At 62.7% G+C, this 24,492-nt stretch carries 19 protein-coding genes and 1 pseudogene; 5 read left to right on the forward strand and 15 right to left on the reverse strand.

Annotated features, from left to right (window positions below; all coding sequences use genetic code 11):
* Nucleotides 1–202 precede the first annotated feature (202 nt).
* Nucleotides 203–370: a 50S ribosomal protein L33 gene (gene rpmG, locus FJ546_RS16700; protein WP_006201775.1), complete on the forward strand. Its 168-nt coding sequence runs from the start codon at nucleotides 203–205 to the stop codon at nucleotides 368–370.
* Nucleotides 371–959: 589 nt separating this feature from the next.
* Here rpmG and ugpC read toward each other — a convergent pair.
* From ugpC to FJ546_RS16755, 9 genes are all read right to left on the reverse strand, one after another.
* Nucleotides 960–2,027, reverse strand: coding sequence for a sn-glycerol-3-phosphate ABC transporter ATP-binding protein UgpC (gene ugpC, locus FJ546_RS16710; protein WP_140890345.1), 1,068 nt, complete (start codon nucleotides 2,025–2,027; stop codon nucleotides 960–962).
* A gap of 4 nt (nucleotides 2,028–2,031) precedes the next feature.
* Nucleotides 2,032–2,880: a carbohydrate ABC transporter permease gene (locus tag FJ546_RS16715; RefSeq protein ID WP_038647036.1), complete on the reverse strand. Its 849-nt coding sequence runs from the start codon at nucleotides 2,878–2,880 to the stop codon at nucleotides 2,032–2,034.
* Entirely contained in the window at nucleotides 2,880–3,803 is a 924-nt protein-coding gene (locus FJ546_RS16720) for a sugar ABC transporter permease (RefSeq protein ID WP_140890346.1), read from the reverse strand. Before FJ546_RS16720 ends, FJ546_RS16715 begins: the two co-directional genes overlap by 1 nt.
* Before the next feature lie 181 nt (nucleotides 3,804–3,984).
* Entirely contained in the window at nucleotides 3,985–5,262 is a 1,278-nt protein-coding gene (locus FJ546_RS16725) for a sugar ABC transporter substrate-binding protein (protein ID WP_140890347.1), read from the reverse strand.
* 29 nt (nucleotides 5,263–5,291) lie between these two features.
* Complete coding sequence (locus tag FJ546_RS16730) at nucleotides 5,292–6,479, reverse strand: PLP-dependent transferase (RefSeq protein ID WP_140890348.1); 1,188 nt, start codon at nucleotides 6,477–6,479, stop codon at nucleotides 5,292–5,294.
* Nucleotides 6,476–7,210: a FadR/GntR family transcriptional regulator gene (locus FJ546_RS16735; protein WP_095772765.1), complete on the reverse strand. Its 735-nt coding sequence runs from the start codon at nucleotides 7,208–7,210 to the stop codon at nucleotides 6,476–6,478. Before FJ546_RS16735 ends, FJ546_RS16730 begins: the two co-directional genes overlap by 4 nt.
* 160 nt (nucleotides 7,211–7,370) lie before the next feature.
* On the reverse strand, nucleotides 7,371–8,837 hold the full coding sequence (locus FJ546_RS16740) for an FAD-dependent monooxygenase (RefSeq protein WP_140890349.1): 1,467 nt from the start codon (nucleotides 8,835–8,837) through the stop codon (nucleotides 7,371–7,373).
* Between the two features lie 508 nt (nucleotides 8,838–9,345).
* Nucleotides 9,346–10,719 carry a PleD family two-component system response regulator gene (locus FJ546_RS16750; protein WP_140890350.1) on the reverse strand — a complete coding sequence of 458 codons (1,374 nt, stop codon included), beginning with the start codon at nucleotides 10,717–10,719 and terminating at the stop codon, nucleotides 9,346–9,348.
* A gap of 33 nt (nucleotides 10,720–10,752) precedes the next feature.
* Nucleotides 10,753–11,124 carry a response regulator gene (locus FJ546_RS16755; protein WP_006334976.1) on the reverse strand — a complete coding sequence of 124 codons (372 nt, stop codon included), beginning with the start codon at nucleotides 11,122–11,124 and terminating at the stop codon, nucleotides 10,753–10,755.
* A gap of 271 nt (nucleotides 11,125–11,395) precedes the next feature.
* Here FJ546_RS16755 and FJ546_RS16760 point away from each other — a divergent pair, with 271 nt between their 5' ends.
* Both FJ546_RS16760 and FJ546_RS16765 read left to right on the forward strand, forming a co-directional pair.
* The gene (locus FJ546_RS16760; protein ID WP_032930433.1) at nucleotides 11,396–11,695 is read left to right on the forward strand and encodes a DUF3572 domain-containing protein; all 300 of its coding nucleotides are present in this window, start codon (nucleotides 11,396–11,398) and stop codon (nucleotides 11,693–11,695) included.
* A pseudogene (locus FJ546_RS16765) lies at nucleotides 11,692–12,344 on the forward strand (hypothetical protein). The gene FJ546_RS16760 and the pseudogene FJ546_RS16765 overlap by 4 nt, the downstream one beginning before the upstream one ends.
* A gap of 66 nt (nucleotides 12,345–12,410) precedes the next feature.
* On the opposite strand, the gene FJ546_RS16770 reads toward FJ546_RS16765, so the two are convergent.
* A complete protein-coding gene (locus FJ546_RS16770) occupies nucleotides 12,411–13,994 on the reverse strand; it encodes a hypothetical protein (protein ID WP_246686877.1) in 1,584 nt (527 codons plus the stop codon).
* 181 nt (nucleotides 13,995–14,175) lie between these two features.
* Nucleotides 14,176–14,751, reverse strand: a complete 576-nt coding sequence (locus FJ546_RS16775) for a GNAT family N-acetyltransferase (RefSeq protein WP_140890352.1) — start codon at nucleotides 14,749–14,751, stop codon at nucleotides 14,176–14,178.
* A gap of 66 nt (nucleotides 14,752–14,817) precedes the next feature.
* Here FJ546_RS16775 and FJ546_RS16780 point away from each other — a divergent pair, with 66 nt between their 5' ends.
* A complete protein-coding gene (locus tag FJ546_RS16780; RefSeq protein ID WP_140890353.1) occupies nucleotides 14,818–16,146 on the forward strand; it encodes a DNA polymerase IV in 1,329 nt (442 codons plus the stop codon).
* 42 nt (nucleotides 16,147–16,188) lie between these two features.
* Here the strand turns inward: FJ546_RS16780 and FJ546_RS16785 are convergent, their stop codons facing one another.
* Nucleotides 16,189–16,695: a hypothetical protein gene (locus FJ546_RS16785; RefSeq protein WP_140890354.1), complete on the reverse strand. Its 507-nt coding sequence runs from the start codon at nucleotides 16,693–16,695 to the stop codon at nucleotides 16,189–16,191.
* A 189-nt stretch (nucleotides 16,696–16,884) separates the two neighbouring features.
* Between FJ546_RS16785 and FJ546_RS16790 the strand changes: the two genes are divergently transcribed.
* Entirely contained in the window at nucleotides 16,885–17,766 is an 882-nt protein-coding gene (locus tag FJ546_RS16790; protein ID WP_140890355.1) for a DMT family transporter, read from the forward strand.
* 11 nt (nucleotides 17,767–17,777) lie between these two features.
* Here the strand turns inward: FJ546_RS16790 and FJ546_RS16795 are convergent, their stop codons facing one another.
* The 3 genes from FJ546_RS16795 to FJ546_RS16805 form a co-directional block, all read right to left on the reverse strand.
* A complete protein-coding gene (locus FJ546_RS16795) occupies nucleotides 17,778–18,581 on the reverse strand; it encodes an ion channel (RefSeq protein ID WP_140890356.1) in 804 nt (267 codons plus the stop codon).
* 52 nt (nucleotides 18,582–18,633) lie between these two features.
* Complete coding sequence (dnaE, locus tag FJ546_RS16800) at nucleotides 18,634–22,161, reverse strand: DNA polymerase III subunit alpha (RefSeq protein ID WP_140890357.1); 3,528 nt, start codon at nucleotides 22,159–22,161, stop codon at nucleotides 18,634–18,636.
* A gap of 247 nt (nucleotides 22,162–22,408) precedes the next feature.
* Nucleotides 22,409–24,421, reverse strand: a complete 2,013-nt coding sequence (locus tag FJ546_RS16805) for an acetyl/propionyl/methylcrotonyl-CoA carboxylase subunit alpha (RefSeq protein WP_140890358.1) — start codon at nucleotides 24,419–24,421, stop codon at nucleotides 22,409–22,411.
* Between the last annotated feature and the right edge of the window lie 71 nt (nucleotides 24,422–24,492).

The following is a 24,492-nucleotide window of genomic DNA, read 5'->3' on the forward strand; positions in this document are numbered from 1 at the left end:
CATCCCCAGCCTCCATTGGCTGGCGATAAAACCGGACAACTCATGTGCTACCTAATCCGGACAACTCATGTGCTTACAACAAGAAGCTCCACCGGGCTTGACTTTCCAGGCACGTTCTTTATGTGTCGCGCCAAGTTTCCCGCGTCCGGGTGTTTCCCCGTGCTCCAGCGGCCAAAACCCCACGAACAAACGGACTGATACCATGGCCAAAGCCGCAAACATCAAGATCAAGCTTCTGTCGACCGCCGACACCGGTTTCTTCTACGTGACCAGCAAGAACAGCCGTACCAAGACCGACAAGCTGTCGTTCCGCAAGTACGACCCGGTCGCCAAGAAGCACGTCGAATTCAAGGAAACCAAGATCAAGTAATCTGGTTTCCCCTTGCAATCAAAAACGCCGCCCATCGGGCGGCGTTTTTGTTTCTAAGTCATTGTTTTCGTTAAGACAGGCGACGGACAGCATGGCGCCCAAGAATAACGCGTCGGGTAGCCAATATGGCTACCTCAGAAGCCGCCGTTCCTTAAATTGCCAACATATCCATTAGTGATCCCTAAACTAAGTGGGAGGACGATGAGGCGTTGGGTTGGCTAGTGGGTGTTGCGATGCAAAGCGACTTTGCAGCGGCGCGCGAGCTGTTGGAATGCGCACAAAACCGCCTGTGCGGCGAGGACGAAACAAGCCAAAGCATACGCGCCAGGCTGGATGTAATGATCGAAGAAATAGCGGCTGCGGAATTTCATAAGTCGCCGCTGACGATCGTGCCTTTCCCGAAAAGTCGGCCGCCGAGGTAGCCCAACAAGTAGCCCGCACGGTGCGGAGCCTTGCGGTACGAAAACCCGCTTCTCCTTTCGAAGCGAGGGACCTCGTAAATCTGGTGACGCAGGGTACCTCCCTGGCAATTGCAGCGCACCGCCTGAGGCTGCGAGCTGGGTTCCCTCGGCCCCGCCCGAAATCTCCTTCAGTCGATGCGGTCGCCGCTTTTCGGATCGAACAGATGCAGCGCCGCCGGATCGGCCGCCAGCCGCACGGTGTCGCCGGGCCTCACGCCGGCCCGCCCCATGGCAAAGACGCAGAGCTGCTGGTTGGCCAGTTTGACGTAGAACTGCGTCGAAAGCCCGAGCGGCTCCACCACCACCACCTCGCCCTGCAGCGCGCCGTCATCGGCCAGCCTTATATGTTCAGGCCGCAGGCCGATGGTGATCGCGTCGCCGTCCTTGAGTGGCAAGCCATCCGGCAGCCGTAGCTTCTGGCCATCGGAAAGCATCGCGTCCACCTTTCCGGCCCTCTCCACGGTTGCCGGCAGGAAATTCATGCCCGGTGAGCCGATGAAGCCGGCAACGAACATGTTGGCCGGCCGGTCATAGAGATCGAGCGGCGCGCCGACCTGCTGGATCAGCCCGTCATGCATGACGACGATCCGGTCGGCCATGGTCATCGCTTCGATCTGGTCGTGGGTGACGTAGACCGAAGTGGTCTTCAACTGCTGGTGAAGCGCCTTGATCTCGGCACGCATATGCACGCGCAGCTTGGCGTCGAGGTTGGACAGCGGCTCGTCGAAGAGAAAAACCTTGGGATCGCGCACGATGGCGCGGCCCATGGCGACGCGCTGGCGTTGGCCGCCCGACAATTGCCGTGGCAAGCGTTGCAGGAAGGTGTCGAGCCCGAGCCGCTTGGCTGCGCCATCCACCCTTGCATCGATCGTCGACTTCTGCGCCTTCTTCAGGAGCAGGCTGAAGCCCATGTTCTTCGACACGTCCATGTGCGGATAGAGCGCGTAGGACTGGAACACCATGGCGATGTCGCGGTCCTTGGGTGCCACATCATTGACCAGCCGCTCGCCGATACGAATCTCGCCGCCTGAAGCCTCCTCCAGCCCGGCGATCATGCGCAAAAGCGTGGACTTGCCGCAGCCGGACGGCCCGACCAGGACGACGAACTCGCCATCGGCGATTTCAAGATCGACCGCGTGCAGGACGCGGACGGCGCCGTAATCCTTGCGGACTTTTTCGAGCGTAACAGAGGCCATCGATCTATCCTTTGACGGCGCCGGCGGTCAGGCCGGTGACGAGATAGCGTTGCAGGAAGGCGAAGAAGATGCAGACCGGGATCAGCGCCAGAATGGACGCCGCCATCATCTGTCCCCAGTCGACGGCGAACTTGCCGATGAAGGTGAGCAGGCCGACGGCGAAAGTCTTCTGGTCGTCGCTGGAGATCAGCATCAGGGCGAACAGGAGCTCGCTCCAGGCGGCGGTGAAGACGAAGCCGAGCGTCGCGCCCATGCCGGGCAGTGTCAGCGGCACGATCACCTTGCGCATCGCCTGCGCACGCGTGCAGCCGTCGATCATCGCCGCCTCTTCCAGGTCCTTCGGGATGCCATCGAAGAAGGACTGCATCAGGAAGGTGGCAAAAGCGGTGTTGAAGGCGGTGTAGATGATGATCAGCCCCGTCAGGCTGTTGATCAGGCCGATCTGTCCCATCACGCGGTAGATCGGCGGAATGACCATGACCAGCGGGAAGGTCTGGGTCAAAAGCAGCATCAAAGCCAGCGCCGCCTTGCCGCGAAAGGTGAAGCGCGACATGGCGTAGCCGGCGAGCGTTGCGATGATTGTCACCAAGGCCGCGGTCGACACCGAGACGATGACGCTGTTGAGGAAATAGCGCGGGAAATCGGTGGCCTCGAGCACGGTGACGAAGTTCTGCAGCGTCATGTGCGAAGGCCAGAAGGTGATGCCTTCGGAATAGAGCAGCCGTTCCGGCGTGACCGATATCTTCAGCGTCCAGTAGATCGGGAACAAGGCGAAGACCACATAGGCCGCGATTGCCGCGTAGAGGCCGACGCCGCCGAAGAACCGTTGTGAGGTTGAGCGTCCCGCGATCATCAGACGTGCCTCACCAGGGAGCGGCGGATGCCGATCAGTGCGATGGCATAGGCAATCAGCAGCACAAGCAGCAGCACGGCCACCGCCGAGGCATAGCCCTTGTCCAGCGACTTGAAGGCGCTGACATAGATGTAGACCGGCACCGTGTTGGTCGAGCCGGCCGGTCCTCCCTCGGTCATGACGAAGATCAGGTCGGCGAAGGTGGCGATCCAGATGGTGCGCAGCATCACCGTGATGGCAATCGTCGGCGCCAGGAACGGCAGCGTCACCTTGGTGAAACGCTGCCAGGGCGAAGCGCCGTCGATCGCCGCCGCCTCGTGCAGTTCGGACGGAATGGACTTCAGCGCCGCCAGCAGCGTGATGGCGAAGAACGGAATGCCGAACCAGACATTGGCGACGATCGGCCCCCACATGGCCGTGGCAGGATCGGAGAGCACATTGGTCGGTTCCGCCTTCAGCCCAAGCGCGAACAACCAGTGCGGGAGTGGCCCGATGATCGGATTGAACAGCCAAGCCCAGGTCAGGCCCGACAGGAAGGATGGCACCGCCCAGGGCAGGAACACCAGCGCCTGCACCGCCTTGCGGCCGCGGAACGGCTTGTCGAGCAGCAGCGCCAGGCCAAGGCCGAGGAAGAATTGGAAGAACAGGCTGGCGACCGTCCACCATAGCGTGTTGACCAGCGCCTGCCCCAGCACCTGGTCCGACAGCATGGCCTGATACTGGCCGAGCCCGACATATTCCGACTTGAACGCCGAGAATTTGCGGAAGGAGTAGCTGATGCCGATGACCAGCGGCACCAAAAGCACCACGACCAGCAGAATGATCGCCGGGCTGAGATAGAGCCAGGGTTCGATGGCGGCGTGCGACAGCCGCTTTCGTCGCGGCTTGCCGGCGGATCGGATTTCGGACACGGCGTAGGTCATCGATTTGGCTCTACGATGGGGAATGGGTGCCGGAAGGCAAAACAGCGTCCTTCGCCCGTTTGACGGGGAGAAGATGCAGGCGGGCAGATGGGGGCGGCGCTAGCTTCTCATAACTTGGCGCCGCCCCTCATCCATCACTTCGTGACACCTTCTCCCCGTAAACGGGGAGAAGGAAGAGGCGTCACTTCTTGTTCTTCGCAAGCCAGTCCTGCTGTTCCTTGGTCAGGAATTGAGCCCATTGGTCGGCGACTTCCTTGGCCGTCTTCTGGCCAAGCAGCACTTCCTGGAAATTCTTGATCGCCACCTGGTCGACGAAATTGCCGAGGTTTTCCAGATGCGTCGGCGGTGTCACCATTTCATATTTGGAGGTGTCGCTGAGCTCCGTGAACCAGCCCTTGAACTGCTCGGTCTTGAAATGCGGATCCTGGTCGGCGCCGTTGTGGATCGGCACCACGCCGACTTCCTTCGCCCATTCGAGATTGTCCTTGGGCGAGAGCAGCGTCGCCATCAGCTTCCAGGCATCGTCCTTATGCTGCGAGTTGGCGAACATCGCCCAGCCGGCATAGCCGAGCGTCGGATAGGACTTGCCGCTCGGGCCAACCGGCAGCGGCGCCACGGCGAAGTCGTCGGCGTTCATCTTGTCGGCGATGCCGAGCAGCGCGTCCGGATCCTGGTTGAGCATGGCGCAGGTGCCGGAATAGAAACCGGTGACGGTTTCGTTGAAGCCCCAGCTCACCGCATCCTTCGGCGCCAAGCCGTCCTTGTACATGTCGGCCAGCATCTGCAGGCCCTTGACCGAGCCCTCCTCGTTGATGGTCGAGGTACCGTCTTCGTTGAAGTATCCGCCCTTGCCCTGGGCGATGTTCATAAACATGTGCATGCCGTTGAAGGCGCCGGGTCCGCCGCGCAGGCAGTAGCCGTATTTGCCCGGAATGGCGGAGATCTTCTTGGAGTCGGCGACGAACTCGTCAAGTGTCGCCGGCGGGCCGTCGAGGCCGGCCTGCTTGAACAGCTTTTTGTTCCAGAACAGCGCGTTCACATAGTAGCCGTAAGGGATCATGAACTGCGTGTGGTTGACCGTCGAGCCGAACTGCTTGGCGCGCTCGCCGAGCGTCTTGGCGTCATCCCATTTGGCCATGTAGGGACCGAGATCCTCGAGCTGGGCATTGTTGGCATAGAGGCCCATCCAACGTTCCGGCATCTCGACCACGTCGGGCGTGTCGCCGGCCTGCACCATGGTCAGGAACTTTTCGAAGGCCTGGCCCCAGGGCAGCGAGATCAGCTCGACCTTGACGCCCGGATTGGCGCCCTCGAACTCGGCGATCTGCTTTTTCAGGAATTCGGTGCGCGGCGGGCTGGTGATGACTTCGACCATCTTCAGGGTCGAATCGGCCAGCGCGCTCCCGGTGGAAATTGCCAGCCCCGCAACGGTGGCAAGCATGACGGTCAGTTTTTTCATGTTCAAGACTCCCATTTTGAACCCGCTTGTTATTTTCTGGCTTTTTCGAAGGCCTGGGCTACGTCGGCCCAGAGGTCTTCGACACTTTCCAATCCGACATTGAAGCGGATGGTTCGGGGGCTGACGCCGAAGCGCGCCATCGAATTCAGTCCCGGCGTCTGCTCCAGCGACGCCTTGGCCGGTACGACCAGGCTTTCGTGCCCGCCCCAGCTGACGCCGATGCGGAAATATTTCAGCGCGTCGACGAAGACCGGGATGTCGATGTCGTCCGTCAACTCGAAGGAGAACAGCCCGGCATAGCCTGCCAGTGTCGCCTTGCCGGGATGGTTCGAATAGGCTGGATGGTTGACGCGCTCGACATGGGCATGCGCCTTCAGCCGTTCGGCGATGGTGAGGCCACTCTTCATGTGGTGCGGCAGGCGCAGCGGCAGCGTGCGCAGGCCGCGCAGCAGCAGCCAGGCCTCGAATGGCGACAGCTTGCCGCCGAGATAGGAATAGGTCTGCTCGTTGATATGCTTGATATGGGCGGCCGAGCCCGCCACCACGCCGGCGACCGTGTCGCTGTGGCCGCCGAGATATTTTGAGGCCGAATGCAACACCAGGTCGACGCCATGCGAGATCGGCTTCTGGAACACCGGCGTTGCCCAGGAATTGTCGATCGTGGTGACGATGCCCTGCTCTTTCGCCAGCCGGGTCAAATGCGCGATGTCCTGGAGTTCGAACATCATCGAGGTCGGGCTTTCCAGGTAGAGCAGCTTGGCGCCCGGAAGTGCCGCCGCGACCGCATCCGGATCGGAACCGTCGACATAGTCGACCTTGATGTCGAGTCGCGGCAACAACCGTTCGAACAGCCGGTAGGCATCTCCATAGCAGTTGCGCACGGCGACAATGCGCTCGCCCGCCCCAACGAAGGCAAGCACGGTGGCGCTGATCGCCGCCATGCCGCTGGAAAAGCCGCGCGCGGCCTCGGCGCCCTCGAGCGCGGCGACGCGCGCTTCGAACTCCATCACGGTCGGATTGTCGCCGCGCGAATAGATCGGCTGCTTTCGTTTGCCGGCAAATGTATCGGCCATTTCGGCATAGCTGGCGAAAGTGAACAGCGAGGTCTGATAGATCGGCGGCACCACCGCGCCGCCGGGAAACGGTTCATCATGCGCCAGCAATGTCGCCGCCTCGGCAAGATAATCGTGATCGAAACCGGTCGGATGCTCGTTCATGTCTGGCTCGAGAGTTTGAGTTTGGCAGCACCGCGCTTGAGATCGTCCTCGACGGTGGCGATCAGCTTGAGCGCCTCGGCACGGGCGCCTTGCGGGTCGCGTGCGGCAATGCATTCGTAGATGGTGCGGTGATAGGGAAAGCTGGCGTGGCCGAAATCGCGCACGCCCAGCGGATGCTCCCAGAAGCGATGGAACAGCTCATGCATGGCGGCGATGATCTGCTCGAACAGCGGATTGCCGGAGACCCGGTAGATCGCCTGGTGGAACTCCCAGTCCTCTTCCGACGACATGCCGTCGCGGGTGCGGAAGGCCTGCTCCATGATGTCGAGCTTGCGCATGATCTCGGCAATGTCGGCGGGGCTGGCGCGTTCGGCGCAAAGGGCCGCCGCCTCCGCTTCCAGCGCGCGGCGAATTTCAAGCGTATGCATCAGGCTGGTGAAGTCGTTGCCGCCTGCCAGCGTCAGCGGCATGTGCAGCATGTCGGGCGAAACAGCCGCCTTGAGATAGGTGCCGCTGCCTTGCCGGCGCTCGACAAGGCCAAGTCCCTCCCACCGCGTCAGCGCCTCCCGCACGGTGTTGCGGCTGACCTTCAACCGCTCGGCCAGGATGCGTTCGGTCGGAAGCCGGTCGCCGGGCTGCAGGGCCTCGGCGCGAACGAAACCCACCAACGCCTTCAGCACGGCGTCATCGCGCGCCGTCGTCTGAATGGGTGGCAGGCTGTTCTGGTCCACAAATCCTCCCGACTTCAAGTGGTCCAATGGTCCAACCAATTTCTGCACAGATGAAACCTCCTGTCAACCGATTGTCAGGAGGGCTGTCGGCTTCTGCCTTGTCGCAAGCTGCCACGCGATGCGCTTCAGGGCATCGCTTGGACTCGCCTCCATCTACCCGCTAGCTGGCGGGCGGCCCGAACCAGGTGGTCAGCGCCTCAGCCAGCCCCTGTTGGGTCCCGAACCCAACCCAGGCGACATAGCCATCGGGCCGGATCAGCACGGCGGCCGGCGCGGCGACCGTCCCGAGAACCGGCAGCTGCCAGGGGCCGTCATATCCAGCCTCGATCTGCCGGACCCGATCCGCCCAGGGCGCAATATCCACCCTGCCTGGTTCTCCGAAGTTGAGAAGCACCGGCCGGGCGTCATGCAGCAGACCGAAGACCCGCACCGGACCGTTGGCGGTGGCCAGGTCGAGGTCGGGCATTCGCCGCCCAAGCAGTGGATGTCCCTCGCCGAGATCGTAATGGATACCCAGACCGGACATCTCCGCCGCGATCCGTTTGCGCGGCTCATCCATGCCAAGCAGTTCGGTAAAGATGTCGTTCAACGCCTTGGTGCTGGCGTCCATGCGGCGAAGCGCAACCTGTGCCTTCGCGTTGCGCAGCACGCGAGCGGCGATCGGATGACGCTCGGCGTGATAACTGTCGAGAAGGCTTTCCGGTGAGGTCCGCTTGACCACCTGGGCCAGCTTCCACCCCAGATTCACCGCGTCCTGCACGCCGATGTTGAGCCCCTGCCCGCCCATCGGCGGATGGATGTGCGCGGCATCGCCGGCGAGCAGGACACGTCTGTCGCGGTAGGCGGCGGCCTGCCGTGTCATGTCGGTAAAGCGGGAGATCCAGGTCGGACTGTGGACCCCGTAATGGCTGCCATACACAGCGACAAGCGCCTCACGAAGATCTTGCAGCGTCGGTTCGCCGCCGATGGTCAATTGTCTCTCGGTCAGCACGACACCCACCCGGTCGCTGTCTTCGATCTTGCCTATCGCATGAATTCCGTAGGCGTCGCTGCGAAAGCCCAGTGCCGGCTCCCTGGACATTTCGACCTCGGCGATCATCCAGCTCATCGTCGGATCCCATCCGGGGAACTCGATACCCGCCGCCTTGCGGATCGTGCTGCGCCCGCCGTCGCAGCCGACGAGGTATTGTGCCCGCAACCGTTGGCCTCCGGACAGCTCTACGTCGACGCCGCCATCATCCTGCGCGAAACCGGTGACTTCCTGTCCGCGATAGATCGCTACTTCCAACTCGTCGATCCAGTCGGCCAACATCCGCTCGATATGGTTTTGCCGCAGCGCCAGCAGGTAGTTGTGCCGGCTGGGAAAGTCGCTGATATCCAGACGGATCATGTGGAAGCCGACGGTCGGGAAGCTCTGCCCCTGCGAGAGAAACCGACCGGCAATTCCACGCTGATCGAGAACTTCGATGGTGCGCGTGTGCAGGCCGCCCGCGCGCAACCCGGCCAGCTGCTGGGTTGCGCGCCGCTCGACAATGGCAACGTCGATGCCCGCCAAAGCGAGTTCCCCCGCCAGCATCAATCCTGTCGGACCGCCCCCGGCGATCACCACCGCATGCTCTGAAATCATTGATCGCCACTCCCGTTTTCACGCTTGATCTGCGCGGTTTCTACGGGAGGAACCTGGTCTTGCCGCAAGCCCCTTGTGCGCCATATGTATGAAATGGAGGGGGTACTCTCTGCGATCGCTTTGGCCGGCCGACGGCTGTGGATCGAGGTCGGGAGCCCGGATTGCTCACAGGCAAATAATCAGAGGCCTTCGTGCCTTGGCACGAAGTTCTGATGTTCTGTTTGGAGGAAGGGGGCCGGTCGGCGTTTGGCAGCGGTACGAGGAGGCCACTATGTGCCAGCGCCGGCCGGCCGACCCCACGGACCCAGGAGATGCGGCGGACCTGAGCATCATGGGGTATTTCTAGGATCGAGCCGGTTGTCTACCCTCGTGCCGGCTTCGTCTTGGCATTCACATTTGCGCAAGAGCTTTTGAAAATCAACAGTTTCTTAACCAAGGCTCGCGAATCACTTGGATTAAGGTAAATAGCTAACCTTGTTGGATTGACCGTGGAATCGGTCGCGAACGCCTACGCCGCCTTGGCTACGACGCGGTTGCGGCCGCCGCTCTTGGCTTCATAGAGCGCGAGATCCGCGCGCTTCATCAGTGCCGCCACTGTGTCCACGCCCTTCAGCACCGACGACACGCCGACGCTGACGGTGACCTCGATCGTCTTGCCCTCGGCGCCGATGACGAACGGCATCTGGGCGATTTCGGCACGAATGCGCTCGGCCACCCTCTCGGCCACTGTGCCGTCGGTATCGGGCATCACCACCACGAACTCCTCGCCGCCGAACCGGCAGGCAAGGTCGATACCCCTGACATTCTTGCGCAGCCGCCGCGCGAATTCCCGCAGCACCTCGTCGCCGCCGTCATGGCCATACGCATCATTGATCGACTTGAAGCGGTCGAGATCGGTGATCATCACCGACAGCGGCCGGCGCCGCGCCACGGCGCGGTCGAACAGCGTCTGCAGATGGCTGTCAAGATAGCGGCGATTGTGCAGCCCGGTCAGGCCATCGGTCACCGCCATCTCGATGGTCTGGGTGACACTGGCGCGCAATTGGTCGTTGTAGCGCTTGCGGCGCACCTGGGTGCGCAGCCGCGCCGTCAGTTCCTGCTGGTCGATCGGCCGCATCAGGTAATCGTTGATGCCGAGTTCGAGGCCGCGAATGATGCGCTCCTCCTCGCCCTCCTCGGCCAAAAGGATGATCGGCACGAAACGGGTGCGGTCGAGCGAGCGCAATTGCGAGCAGAGCCTCAGCGGATCGAAATCGGCGAAGGCCGTCGAGATCATCACGCATTCATAGGAGGTCTCGGCGGCTTGAAAAAACCCGGCATGCGGGTCGCCGCTGACATCGAGGTCGACGCGCTCGCGCAGCATTTTCTGGATGCGCTCGACAGACGATTTGCGCTCGTCGATCAACAGCACCTTCGGCGGCGTGTCCTCGGACGCGAAATTGCGGCTGAGCAGCTCCTCGATGCCGATGTTGCGCGTCGTCGAGGCCCGCAACCTGAGCTCGTCGGTGAGAGACTTCAGCCTGACCAGGCTCTTGACGCGCGTCATCAGCTGCAAGTCGTTGACCGGCTTGGTCAGGAAATCGTCGGCGCCGGCCTCGAGCCCGCGCACGCGGTCGGAAACCTGGTCGAGCGCGGTGATCATCACCACCGGGATGTGCGACGTCGCGGGGTCGCTCTTCAGCCGGCGGCAGACCTCGAACCCGTCCATATCGGGCATCATCACGTCGAGCAGCACGACATCGACCTTGCCGTTCTCGCAGGTCTCGATGGCGTCAGGCCCGTTGGTAGCGGTCAGCACCTCGAAATATTCGGCCAGCAGCCGGACCTCCAGCAGCCTCACATTGGCAGGGATGTCGTCGACGACGAGGATCCGCGCGGTCATTTCACAAGGCTCCGGCTCGGCTGGAAAGGGACATCAGGCATCGCCCAGGTAAGATTTGATGGTTTCGATGAAACGCGGCACCGAGATCGGCTTCGAAATATAGGCCTCGCAGCCGCCCTGGCGGATGCGCTCCTCGTCGCCTTTCATGGCGAAGGCGGTCACGGCGATGACCGGGATGACGTGCAGATCGTCATCTTCCTTCAGCCATTTGGTCACTTCCAGCCCCGACACTTCGGGCAGCTGGATGTCCATCAGGATGAGATCCGGCCGGTGCTGACGTGCCAGGTCAAGCGCCTCCAGACCATTGCGGGTGCGCACTGTCTCGTAACCGCTCGCTTCGATGAGGTCCCGAAAGAGCTTCATGTTGAGCTCATTGTCCTCGACGATCATGACCTTCTTAGGCATCGACATCCCGTCCCGGCCGTCCTTCCGCTCGAAGGTGGCCGTCATGCGCTCCCGGTTGAACGCACCAAACCTTGCTTCACTATACGGCAATATGCTTGCTTCACTATACGGCAATATGATTGACGAAACGGAAACCTCCGGGCTGCAAAGCAGCGCGAATTCCACCTCGCCTCGCGGCGCGTCCAAACGGCGCGCGGCGCTGTAAAGGCTTGCCGCAAGCAACTCTTGCCATTACTGCGGAAGAGACTCATTCCACGTACCGAAGGTAGTGATGGCAAACGCGGCGTCAATGCGCGAAGAGGCGGAAACCATTGCCGTGAAGGCGCTAGGCTTCGTCGCCTCTGATCCGGAGCTGTTGCCGCGCTTCCTGGCGATCACCGGAATAGAGGCGCATTCGATCCGCAAGGCCGCAGGCGAGCCGGGCTTTTTGGCCGGTGTGCTGCAGTTCATACTTGCCCATGAGCCGACCCTGATGCGCTTTGCCGAGGAAACCGGCACGCCGCCGGCCGCCGTCGGCAAGGCGTTGCGCGCACTGCCGCTCGGCGACGACAACCACGAGCGTTCCATATGAGCGATGATCCCGAGACCGCGCGCCAGATCGAGGAACTGTCGCGGACGACCGGCCGCTGCTGGTGCTCGACGTTGACGACGTCGTGCTCGAATTCATCCGCCCCTTCCCGCATTTCTTGAAGTCGCGCGGTTATGGCCTGACGCTGGCGTCCTTCCGGCTGACCGGCAACATTGCCGAAACGGCCAGCGGCCGGCTGATCGAACAGCCGGAAGTCACTGCACTTCTGGGCGATTTCTTCGACGCTCAGGCCGATTGGCAAAGCATAACCGACGGCGCCGCGGAAACCTTGGCAAGGCTTGGCGACCGCGCGGAAATCATAATGCTGACGGCCATGCCGCACCGACATCGTGCCGTGCGCCGCGCGCATCTCGATGCCTTGGGTCTGAACTATCCGCTGCTGACCACCGAAATGGCCAAGGGACCGGCAGTGGCCAGGCTGCGCGGCAAGACCGGCCGGCCGGTGGCCTTCGTCGACGATCAGCCGCACAATCTGGCGTCGGTGCGGGAATCGGTCACCGACGCCAATCTTTTCCACCTGATGGCCGACAATTCGCTGCGTGCATTCCTGCCGCTGGTCCCGGACGATGTCATCGTCGTCCAGGACTGGCACGAAGCCGCGCCGAAGATCGCCGGCGCGCTGGGGCTCTAAACGTTAGACGCAATTCAGGGAAAATCGCCATGCGTTTTTCCCTGGAATTGCTGGAAAGCCGACCCCTCAAGGATTCAGCTTCGCACCGGCCCCGCCATTGTCACCATCGCCACTATTGGCGTCGCCACCGCCACTATTGGCACCGCCGCCATTGTCGCCGCCGCTGCTGTCGTCCTCGCCGTCACCGTTGTGGACGCTGTCGTCCACCGCCGGATCGGCGGGCTTCAGCATGACGCCGTTGACGGTGACCGAGCCGTCGGCCTTGGTGCTGACGGCCCATTCCAGCCGACCGTCCGGCAGCGTCTTGGCAAAGCCCTTGACCATGAGAGCGACAGGCACGTACTGCCCGACCTCCGGCTCCGCCTTTGCCGCTTCCTGCAGATGCGCCATGATCTTGTCGAAGCCGGCGACATCGACGGTGAGATTTGCGTCGGGTTTCTGGCCGAAGCTGGTCATCTCGCCTTCCAGCGCGATCTCCATGTCCCTGTTCTTCACAACGCTGTGGCCAATGACGACCTTCGGCGCCTTGGCCAGGAAGTCCGTCTTGAGCTGGTCGCCGAACTCGGCCGACAGCGGCGGATCCTGATTGAGATCAAAGGCTTCGATCGCCTTCTTCGCCATGCTGTCGAGATCGATATTGGCACCGCCGAAGTTCAGGTCGATATCGGTGGGCAGCAACGCCACGCTCCAGCTCGGCAAAAGCCGCTGCGGCACGGTCAGGCCCGACGCCTTGATGCCGTACGAGACCTTGCCGCTCTGGGAAACGCCGTCGCTGCCGAACGCGGTGCTGAGCTGGGTCGCGCCGAAAGTGCCGATCGGGCTGTCGACCGCGAAATCCTTGAAGCCATAGGTGCCGTCGATGCGCTCCCACACCGGAAGCGCTGCGCGCAGCAGCGACTTGAGCTGCGCCTGGTTTGCCTTCAGCGTCTTCTCGTCCTCATTGGCCACGGCAAATGCCAGGAGGTCTAGCAGCGGCCTGGTCTGCACACCCTTGCCGCTGGCTTCCACCGACAATTCCGGCGACTTGATGGTGACCGGGAAATTCAGCCCGTTCTCGGGATCGTCCAGTTTGATCGCCTCGGCGAAATTCGAAATTTTTTGCGACATCGTGAAATCGACGCCGCCATTGGCGGCCTTGGTGGCGGCGATCGTCGCGGTGCCGGCGCCAGTGCTGGCCTCCATCTGCTGCTTGGCATCCTTCGAGGCCATAGTCATGCCGGCCAACGAACTGGTGCCGCTGATGAAGGCCGCCAGATTGGGATCATAGACACCGGAACCCTTGCCGTCCTTGATCGAAAACTGCGTGCTTTGCAGCCCCTCGGGCCCGTTGAACTCGAAGGATCCGCTTTGCGAAAAATCCATCGAGACATCCCAGGTCCCGTCGCTGCGCGGCTTCACCAGCACGGCGTAGGGCGCGAAGTCGAGTTTCACCTTTCCTTGTGCGGGAACCGTCGCGGCAAGCGCCTTGAGATCGAACGCGACCTTGTAGGCGTCGCCTTCGACCGAAACCTTCAGAATGCCCTTGTCGAGCGCCTGTTTGCCGACATAGCGGGACAGGTCATCGGACAATTGCTTGGCGCCCTTGCTGTCGACGGCCTGGCCGAAGGCGGGCGCGCTGAAGAGAAGCGCGGTAAAGGCAATTGGCAACATACGGTTCACGGGATGTCTCCGTTGAGCGAAAAGGCAAAAATCGTTTCGTGCTTCTGGTAGGGAAATACCATCACAACTGCAAGATGATGACAGTCAGGCTGTCAGCCAAAAGCACCAGCCGGTTATCGGCGCTGTGAAGCTATACCCTCAAGGGCTCTGTTTCGCGCTTGCAGAAGGTGGATCAAAGCACCAGCCGCATCAGCGGCCGGCCGGCCTTGCGTTCCACCAGCCTCTCGAACCCCGCCTTCTCGAACACCCCGGACGAGCCGACGAACAGGCCGATCGAACGCGAATCGCGCGACAGGTCGATCGGGCAGGCCTCGACAAGCCGCGCTCCGTTGCTGCGGGCGAAATCGACGCCGCCCTCGACGAGGCGATGCGTGATGCCCCGGCCCCGCGCCCTGGCGCGGACGAAGAAGCAGGAGATCGCCCAGACGGCCGGGTCGGAAGCGTCGGCGGGATCGGTCGGCGCCGAGCCCCTGCCCTTGTTGTTCCATTCGGGTACGTCGGCGCGCGGCCCGATCTGCATCCAGCCAACCGCCTTGCCATCCTCGAAGGCCAGCAGGCCGGGCGGCGGCCCGGCTTCGATACGCGCCTTGATATGGTCCTTGTTGCGCTCGCGGCTGCTCTCGCGCCGCGCCGCCGGCGCCAGCCGGAAATGCGTGCACCAGCAGCCGTAGCAAGCGCCCTGTTTGCCGAAAAGGTCCTCGAAGTCAGGCCAGAGCTCGGGCGCCAGCGGTACTATGGTCGTGCTCATATGGTTCTCCCCAGGCCAAGCTTGTCGCTGACCCTGCACTGTCGTACCATTGCCTCTGTTCTCTTTATGTTCGCAGTGATGGCGGCCCCTGTCAACAATCCCGATCACGGTTTTTGCCGTGACTGCCTGACGTTTCAGCGCGGTGAAACGCGCCGCTGCGAGCGCTGTGGCAGCCCTCGCCTTGCCCGCCATCGCGAGCTTTACGGGCTGCACCTGGCCCATATCGATTGCGACGCCTTCTACGCGGCGATCGAAAAGCGCGACAACCCGGCGCTCAAGGACAAGCCGCTGATCATCGGCGGCGGCAAGCGCGGGGTCGTCTCCACCGCATGCTACATAGCCCGCATCCGGGGCGTGCGCTCCGCCATGCCGATGTTCAAGGCGCTCGAGGCCTGCCCCGAGGCGGTCGTGATCCCGCCCGACATGGAAAAATACGTGCGTGTCGGCCGCGAGGTGCGCGCCATGATGCAGGCGCTGACGCCGCTGGTCGAACCGCTGTCGATCGACGAGGCGTTTCTCGACCTCGCCGGCACCGAACGGCTGCACGGCCTGCCGCCGGCCGTGGTTCTGGCGCGCTTCGCACTGGCCGTCGAGAAGGAGATCGGCATCACCGTTTCCGCGGGCCTCTCCTATTGCAAGTTCCTCGCCAAAATCGCGTCGGACTTCCGCAAGCCGCGCGGCTTTTCGGTCATCGGCGAGGCCGAGGCGGTCGGCTTCCTGGCGACGCAGCCGGTGACCATGATCTGGGGCGTCGGCAAGGCGTTTAACGCCACGCTGGAGCGGGACGGCATCCGCACCATAGGCCAGCTTCAAACCATGGAGCGTGGCGACCTGATGCGCCGCTACGGCGTGATGGGCGACCGGCTCTACCGGCTTTCGCGTGGTGAGGACGTTCGCCGCGTCGACCCCGACCAGGACGCCAAGAGCGTATCGGCCGAAACCACTTTTGACACCGACATCGCGTCGCTGGATGAGCTGGTCGCGGTGCTGAGAGGGCTTTCGGAAAAGGTCTCGGCGCGGCTGAAAAAGTCAGGCATTGCCGGACGCACCGTGGTGCTGAAGCTGAAGACCCAGGATTTCAAACTGCGCACGCGCAACCGCCAGCTCGGCGATCCGACCCGGCTCGCGGACCGTATCTTTCAGACCGGGGTGGAGCTTCTTCGCAAGGAAACCGACGGCACGAAGTTTCGATTGCTCGGCATCGGGATCAGCGACCTCTCCGACGACGACAAGGCCGACCCGCCGGATCTGGTCGACGTCCAGTCGCGCAAACGCGCCATGGCCGAAGGCGCCATCGATGCGCTGCGCGACAAATTCGGCCGCAAGGCGGTGGAGACCGGCTATACGTTCGGCAAAGGACGCGATGCCCATCCGCCGGAGCCGCTGGAAGACTGAACCTGGATGCCGGATGTGTTGGGATTCAGTCGGATCCTGCTGTCAGACGCGCGTCAGATCGATCCGGCTCATCACCACGTTCTTGCCGGTTTTCGGATCGGTATCGGTGACCGTGAGCCGGATGCCGTTCTCGCCTCGCTTCTCGACCGTCATCCGCGCCTTGCGATCGCCATTGATCTCCTGGGCCCAGCGGATGCCAAGATTGATCGCGTTGCCCGAACGGCTGCCGTTCAGCTGTGCCGGCCCGGTGCGCGACCCGACATAGACGCCGCTGTATTTCGCACCCGTCACCTTCAACTTGGCACTGATGGCCCGCGTCACCAAAACGAGACCGCGGCAATTGCCATCCAGCGAGAGCGAGGTCGAGGTCGCGTTCGACTTGAAACTGCAGGAAACACTGACGTTCGGCACATCCGTGGTCAACTGGACAGTGCCCTTGCCGGCAAAACTGCCGTTGAACGACTGGAGAAACTTGGTCTCGTCGGCATGGGCTGAGCCTGCCGCGACCAAGAGACAGCCAGCAAGCGCAAATTGCGCGAATGGTCTCATCGAAATTCTCCCTGTCGATGCTGAAAGACGTCCTGCGAAGCTCGGCTGAATATCGGGACTCAACGCCCACTGCCCTATCGGGTTCCGCTCGCGACATGACCGTTTTGCACGATCACGCCATTGCACTGGCCCAGAAGAATGGAGCGACTAGCGATTGCGGCAAAAGCCCCGGCCTGCGAGATAGCTGCCATGGCACCCACCCCCTCGATCCCCAAGGCCGCGTTCTGGATGGCGCTGTCGATCAGCTCTTTCCTGGCGATGTCGGTCGCCGGCCGCGCCACGACAGCCGAACTCAACGTCTTCCAGGTGCTGGAACTGCGCTCGGTGATCGGCTTCTTCATCCTCTTGCCGCTGGTGCTGGCGAGCGGCGGCTTCGCGGCAATGCGCACGCAGCGTCCCCTCGCCCATCTCGCCCGCAACGTCGTCCACTATAGCGGCCAGGCGGCATGGCTCTACGCCTTGACGCTGATCCCGCTGGCTGTGCTGATCTCGATCGAATTCACCACGCCGATCTGGACGGCGATCCTGGCGGTGACTTTTCTCAACGAAAGGCTGAGCCGGCCGAAACTGGCGGCAGTCGTGCTTGGCCTGATCGGCGTGGTGGTCATCGTCCGTCCAGGCGCCGACGCGGTCGATCCCGGACATCTGGTCGTGCTGGGCGCCGCGGTCTGTTTCGGCATATCGCTGGTGCTGGTGAAATCGCTGACGCGCACCGACAGCGTCGTGCGCATCATTTTCTGGATGCTGATCATCCAGTCGGCGCTCGGCCTCATCCCCGCCCTCTACGTGTGGCGCACCCCATCGCTTGAACTCTGGCCCTGGATCCTGCTGATCGCCTTCACCGGCATGTCGTCACATTTCTGCATGGCCCGCGCGCTCACCTATGCCGATGCGACCGTCATTTCGCCGATGGATTTCCTGCGGGTGCCCTTGTCGGCGCTGGTCGGCTGGCTGCTCTATCACGAGCAGATCGACGCTTTCACCGCTGGTGGCGCGCTGCTGATCTTGATGGGCAATCTGCTCAATCTGCAGCGCAAACCGGTACAACCGGCTGAAGTGGCGGCATCGTAGCATTCAGCCCGTCAATCGCCTTCGTTCGGTATGTTGAGGACATGCCCGCAGGCCTTGCAATGCACGGCGTCCGGTTCATGCCGCTGCAGCCCGCATTGCGGACAGGGAAAGAACACCCTGGCCGGCCGGAAGATCGCCTGCGCCAGCCTGACAAACAGCGATATGCCGATGATCATGGTGACGATCGCCGTCAGCTTGCCGGCCATTCCCGGCAGCACGATGTCGCCAAACCCGGTCGTCGTCACCGTGGCGACGGTGAAATAAAGCGCGTCGATGTAATTTTCCAGCCCGGCTCCATTACGGAAGAAGAAGGTATAGACGAAGCCGGTTATGACGAACAGAAACGTCAAGAGGTTGATGACCGCATGGCTTGCCTCGCGCCAGGGCCTCAGCCCACGCATCTCGAAATGCCGCCAGATCGAACCGCTGCGCGACAGCGACCACAGCCGCAGGATGCGCAGAAAACCGAGATTGGCGAGCGCCGTCGGCATCAGCAGTGTCAACAGGATGAAGGCATCCACCCAGGAAGTCGGCTGCTTCATCAGGCGCAGCATGTCGTTTGAGGCCAGCAGCCGGGCGATCATATCGGCGCCGACGAGCGCGGCCACCGCATAATCCAGCCACAGGAACGAGGCCGATTGCTGGATGACGGGTGTCGCGATGAAGAAGGCGATAATGGCCAGATCGATGACGATTGCCGCAATTTGAAACCGGAAGGCGGCGGGCGTGCGCCCATGATAGAGCCTGCGCAGCGTGTCGCGCAGCCGCGCCATGGCGGAACGATCCTGTGATGCTTGCTTGTCCGCGGCCTTCATGCCGATCGCGATGACATGGGCGGCTTGTGCCGACGCCTGCCAAGGGCGGGGATCACACCAACTCCACTTCGACCACACCGGGCACGGCGCGCATTGCCGAGGCGATCTGCGGCGAAACGCGGTAGCCGCCCTGCAAGGCGATCTCGACCTCGCCCTGGGCCTCTTCCTTGATCACGATGATGCTCACCTGGCTTTCACCGCGCTGGGTGAGCTGGGATTGGATTATCGAGGCGGGTCCATCGTTCCTGACGAATATGCGCAGCGCCTTCTGGATGCGGCTTGCCTCCTCCTCCAGCGATTGCACGGAGTTGATGCGCAAATTGACGCCCTCGGGCCGGTCCTCGGCCGCGACGGTGATGACGACGGAGCGGCCGGCTTCGAGCAGGTCACGGTACTGCGCCAGCGCTTCGGAAAACAGCACGGCCTCGTACTGGCCGGAAGTATCGGAAAAGGCCACGACGCCCATCTTGTTGCCGGTGCGCGTCTTGCGCTCCTGTTTGCTGGTCACCGTGCCTGCCAGGCGGCCGGCGGAAGCGCCGCGTTTGACGGCGGCCGAGAACTCCGCCCAGTTCTGCACCCGCATCTTCTGCAAAGCCGCCTTGTATTCGTCGAGCGGATGGGCCGAGAGATAGAAGCCGACGACCTGGAATTCGCGGTGCAGCCTGTCGGCGGCCAGCCATGGGTCCGTCGCCGGCAGGTTCAGCGCCTGCGACTGTGCGCCCAGCGAGGCGCCGAAAATATCGGCCTGGCCGGAAACGGCGTTCTGCTGGGCAAGTGACGCCAATCCCATCATCCGTTCGACGCCAGCCATCATCTGGGCGCGGTCATGGCCGAAGCAGTCGAGCGCGCCGGCCATGATCAGGCTTTCGAAGACGCGCTTGCCGACGATCTTGGGATCGACCCGCTCGCAGAAATCGGCGAGATTCTTGAACGGCTTTTCGCCGCGCACGGCAACGATGTGCTCGACCGCCGCGTCGCCGACGCCCTTGAGCGCCGCCATCGAGTAATAGATGCGGTTCTCGCCGACCTCGAAAGCCCGGAAGCTTGTCATCACCGACGGCGCCAGAACCTCGATGCCGAGGCGCAGCGCGTCCTGGCGGAAGTCGGCAAGCTTGTCGGTATTGCCCATGTCGAGCGTCATCGATGCGGCCAGGAACTCAACCGGATAATGCGCCTTGAGATAGGCGGTCTGGTACGAGACCACGGCGTAGGCGGCGGCGTGCGACTTGTTGAAACCGTAGTCGGCGAACTTGGCCAGCAGGTCGAAAATAAAGTCGGCTTGCGGCTTGCTGACACCGCGCTCGACCGCACCCGAGACAAAGCGCTCGCGCTGCTTGTCCATCTCGGCGCGGATCTTCTTGCCCATGGCGCGGCGCAGAAGGTCGGCCTCGCCGAGCGAATAGCCGGACAGCTCCTGCGCGATCTGCATCACCTGTTCCTGGTAAACGATGACGCCCTGCGTCTCCTTCACCAGATGGTCGATCTTGGGATGGATCGAGGCCATCTCCTCCTCGCCATGCTTTCTGGCGTTGTAGGTCGGGATGTTCTCCATCGGGCCAGGCCGGTAGAGGGCGACGAGCGCGATGATGTCCTCGATGCAGTCGGGCCGCATGCCGATCAGCGCCTTGCGCATGCCGGCACTTTCCACCTGGAACACGCCGACCACCTCGCCGCGCGACAGCATGGCGTAGGTCTCGGGGTCGTCGAGCGGGATCGTCGCCAGATCGATGTCGATGCCGCGCCGGCGGATCAGCTTCACCGCCGTCTCCAGCACGGTCAGCGTCTTCAGGCCGAGGAAGTCGAACTTCACCAGCCCGGCCTGCTCGACATATTTCATGTTGAACTGGGTGACCGGCATGTCTGAGCGCGGATCGCGGTACATCGGCACCAGTTCCGACAAAGGCCGGTCGCCGATGACGATGCCGGCGGCGTGTGTCGAAGCGTGGCGGTAAAGGCCTTCCAGCTTCTGCGCCATGTCGAGCAGCGTCTGGACGATAGGCTCCTTCTCGGCCTCTTCGGCAAAGCGCGGCTCGTTGGCGATGGCGTCCGCGAGCTTGACCGGATTGGCCGGGTTCTGCGGCACCATCTTGGACAGCTTGTCGACCTGGCCATAAGGCATCTGCAGCACGCGGCCGACGTCGCGCAGCACGGCGCGCGCCTGCAGCGTACCGAAAGTGATGATCTGGCCGACCTGGTCGCGGCCGTATTTCTGCTGGACGTAGCGGATCACCTCTTCGCGGCGATCCTGGCAGAAGTCGATGTCGAAGTCGGGCATCGACACGCGGTCGGGATTGAGGAAGCGCTCGAACAGTAGGGAGAAGCGCAGCGGATCGATGTCAGTGATGGTCGTCGAATAGGCGACCAGCGATCCGGCGCCCGAACCACGGCCCGGTCCGACCGGAATGCCTTGCGCCTTGGCCCATTTGATGAAGTCGGCAACGATCAGGAAGTAGCCCGGAAATTTCATCTTCTCGATGATGCCGAGCTCGAACTCCAGCCGTTCGCGATATTGCTCGACCGTATAACCTGGCGTCGGTCCGTGCAGCGCAAGCCGCGCGTCGAGCCCCTCGCGCGCCTGGCGCGCCAGCTCCGCGGCTTCGGCCTTTTCGGCCGCGTCCTTGTCGGACGCATCGCCGCCGGTGAAGCGCGGCAGGATCGGACTGCGGGTTTTTGGATAGTACGAACAGCGCTGCGCGATCTCGACCGTGTTGTCGATCGCTTCCGGCAGGTCGGCGAACAATTGCGCCATTTCGGCCTGGCTGCGCAGGAAATTGTCCGGCGACAGCCGGCGGCGGGTGTCGACGGCGACGACGGAGCCTTCGGCAATGGCAATCAGCGCGTCATGCGCCTCATAATCGTCGCGCGACGAGAAGAACGCTTCGTTGGTGGCGACAAGCGGAAGTTCGTGCGCATAGGCGAGATCGATCATCTGATGTTCGATGACCCGGTCGTAGCCCGCGACCCGGTCCAATTCGACATAGAGCCGGTCGCCGAACATCGTCTTGAGCGTCAAAAGCCGCACCTCGGCCAGATCGCGGCGATCCTCCTTCAAGGCGTTGCCGATCGGGCCGCGCGGCCCACCGCTCAGGCAGATCAGCCCGTCGGCCTTTCCCTCCAGCATCTCGGTCGTCAGATGCACCGCCTCGCCGGGCGGTGTTTCCAGGTAGACGCGGCTGACCAGCCTGACCAGGTTGGAATAGCCGGCTTCGGTCGCGGCGAGCAGAACGACCGGCCGCATTTCCGGGCCTTGCCGCCGGCGGTCGCGCTGGCCGTCGCTGTTTTCGCCGGAAAAGGCGAGCGCGATCTGGCAGCCGATGATCGGCTGGATGCCGTCCTTCACCGCCTTCTGCGCGAATTCGAGCGCGCCGAACAGATTGTTGGTGTCTGTGACGGCGATCGCCGGCGCTTCGTCCTTCACGGCATGGCCGACGATCTTGCCGAGCTGGAGCGCGCCCTCGAGCAGCGAATAGGCCGAATGCACGCGCAGATGCACGAACGGCCGCGCCGGAACTTCCGGCCGCGCGGCCGCAATGGCGGCTTCGCGCTTCAAAGGATCGCGTGGAAGTCTGTCATCTGCCATGGTTTCTCGCGCACTCGAAGGCCTTGAGTCGATGGAGATGTATTGTCCGGGACCGGGCGATACCAGTCCAGCACAAACGACCGCCAATCACAGGCTTGCCGCCTGCAGGGCGCCTCACCTCAAAGATTGTTTCGAAATTCGCTCCGGCGAGTCATGTGGAGGTGGTTTCGAGAACTGGAGCGTGGCTTGCACCGGAAGCGCAGAAAACGCCTTCAGATGGCGCCGGAGTAGAATTTCCAAACAATCTCTAGGCGAATTCCATGATCACTGCGTCCACAGCGAGGCTGTCGCCGGGCTTGGCGTTGAGTTTCGACACGATGAGATCGCGCTCGGCGCGCAGGACGTTTTCCATCTTCATCGCCTCGACCACGGCCAAGGTCTCGCCGGCCTTGACCTCCTGGCCTTCGGTGACGGCGATCGACACGACGAGGCCGGGCATCGGGCAGAGCAGCAGTTTCGACGTGTCCGGCGCCACCTTCCCCGGCATCAGCCGTTCCAGCTCGGCGATGCGCGGCAGCATGGCGCGCGCGGTCACCGACATGCCTTTCCAGGCGATGCGAAGACCGTTGGCGACAGGCCGGATCTGGGCGACAACCGAGCGCTTGCCGACCGTGCCGCGCCAGATCAGGTCGCCCGGCCGCCAGTCGGACGAAACGGTCAGCGCCTTGCCGCCGTCGATCGACAGGTCGATCTCCATCGGAATGGAGATCATGCCTTCGAGGATGGACGCCTGGAGATAATCGCCGCCGAGCTTCACCACCCAATCGCGCTTGAGTACGCCCGAATGGGGCGCCAGCCGCCCACCCAGCCGGTCGAGCCGGTCGCGTCGCAGCAATTCCACCGCGGTCACGATCGAGGCGAGAACAGCCTTTTCTCCGCTGTTCGGCACGACGGGCGCAAAACCGTCGGGATATTCCTCTGCTATGAAGCCGGTCGATATCGCCCCTTCCCGCCAGCGCGGATGCTGCATCAGCGCCGCCAGGAACGGGATGTTGTGCTCGATGCCGTCGACCACAAAACTGTCGAGCGCTTCCGACATGGCGTCGATCGCTTCGATGCGCGTCGGCGCCCAGGTACACAATTTGGCGAGCATCGGGTCGTAGAACATCGAAATCTCGGAGCCTTCGGTGACGCCGGTATCGTTGCGGATGACGACGTCGCCGAATTGCCCCTCCTCCGGCGGCCGGTAGCGCGTCAGCCGGCCGATCGACGGCAGGAAATTGCGATAGGGATCCTCGGCATAGAGCCGGCTTTCCACCGCCCAGCCATTCAGCTTGATATCGCTTTGCTTCAAAGCGAGCTTCTCGCCGGCGGCGACGCGGATCATCTGCTCGACCAGATCGATGTCGGTGACGAGCTCCGTCACGGGGTGCTCGACCTGCAATCGTGTATTCATTTCAAGGAAATAGAAGTTCTTGTCCTTGTCGACGATGAACTCGACCGTGCCGGCGCTCTGGTAGTCGACGGCCCTGGCCAGCGCCACCGACTGCTCGCCCATGGCCTTGCGCGTCTTGGCGTCGAGGAATGGCGACGGCGCCTCTTCCGCGACCTTCTGGTTGCGGCGCTGGATCGAGCATTCGCGCTCGCCGAGATAGAGCGCATTGCCATGCGCGTCGGCCAGCACCTGGATCTCGATATGGCGCGGATCGACGACGAATTTTTCGATGAACACGCGGTCGTCGCCGAACGAGCTCCTGGCCTCCGAGCGCGCCCTGTCGAAGCCGTCGCGCACTTCCGACCGGTTCCAGGCAATGCGCATGCCCTTGCCGCCGCCGCCGGCCGAGGCCTTGATCATCACGGGATAACCGATCTCGCCGGCGATCTTCTCGGCATGGTCGGCGTTCTCGATGACGCCGAGCCAGCCCGGAACCGTCGAAACCTTGGCGGCGTTGGCGAATTTCTTCGATTCGATCTTGTCGCCCATCGCCTTGATCGCCTTGGGCTTCGGGCCGATGAAGACGATGCCTTCCTTCTCCAGCGCTTCGCAGAAAGTTGCCCGCTCGGACAGGAAGCCATAGCCGGGATGCACGGCCTGAGCCCCGGTTTCCTTGCAGGCGGCGATGATCTTTTCAGGGACAAGATAACTTTGCGCTGCGGGCGAAGGCCCGATATGCATCGCCTCGTCGGCCATCTCGACATGCACCGCGTCGCGATCGGCATCGGAATAGACCGCGACCGTGGCAATCCCCATCTTGCGCGCCGTCTTGATGACGCGACAGGCGATCTCGCCACGGTTGGCGATCAGGATTTTCGTGAACATGCTGAGGTCGTTCCCCTCCGGTCGGTCGTTCCTTTTATGACCTGTGCTTGTGGGGTCAAGCCGACCATGCA

The organism is Mesorhizobium sp. B2-4-19 (genome assembly GCF_006441315.1).
Lineage (GTDB): Bacteria > Pseudomonadota > Alphaproteobacteria > Rhizobiales > Rhizobiaceae > Mesorhizobium.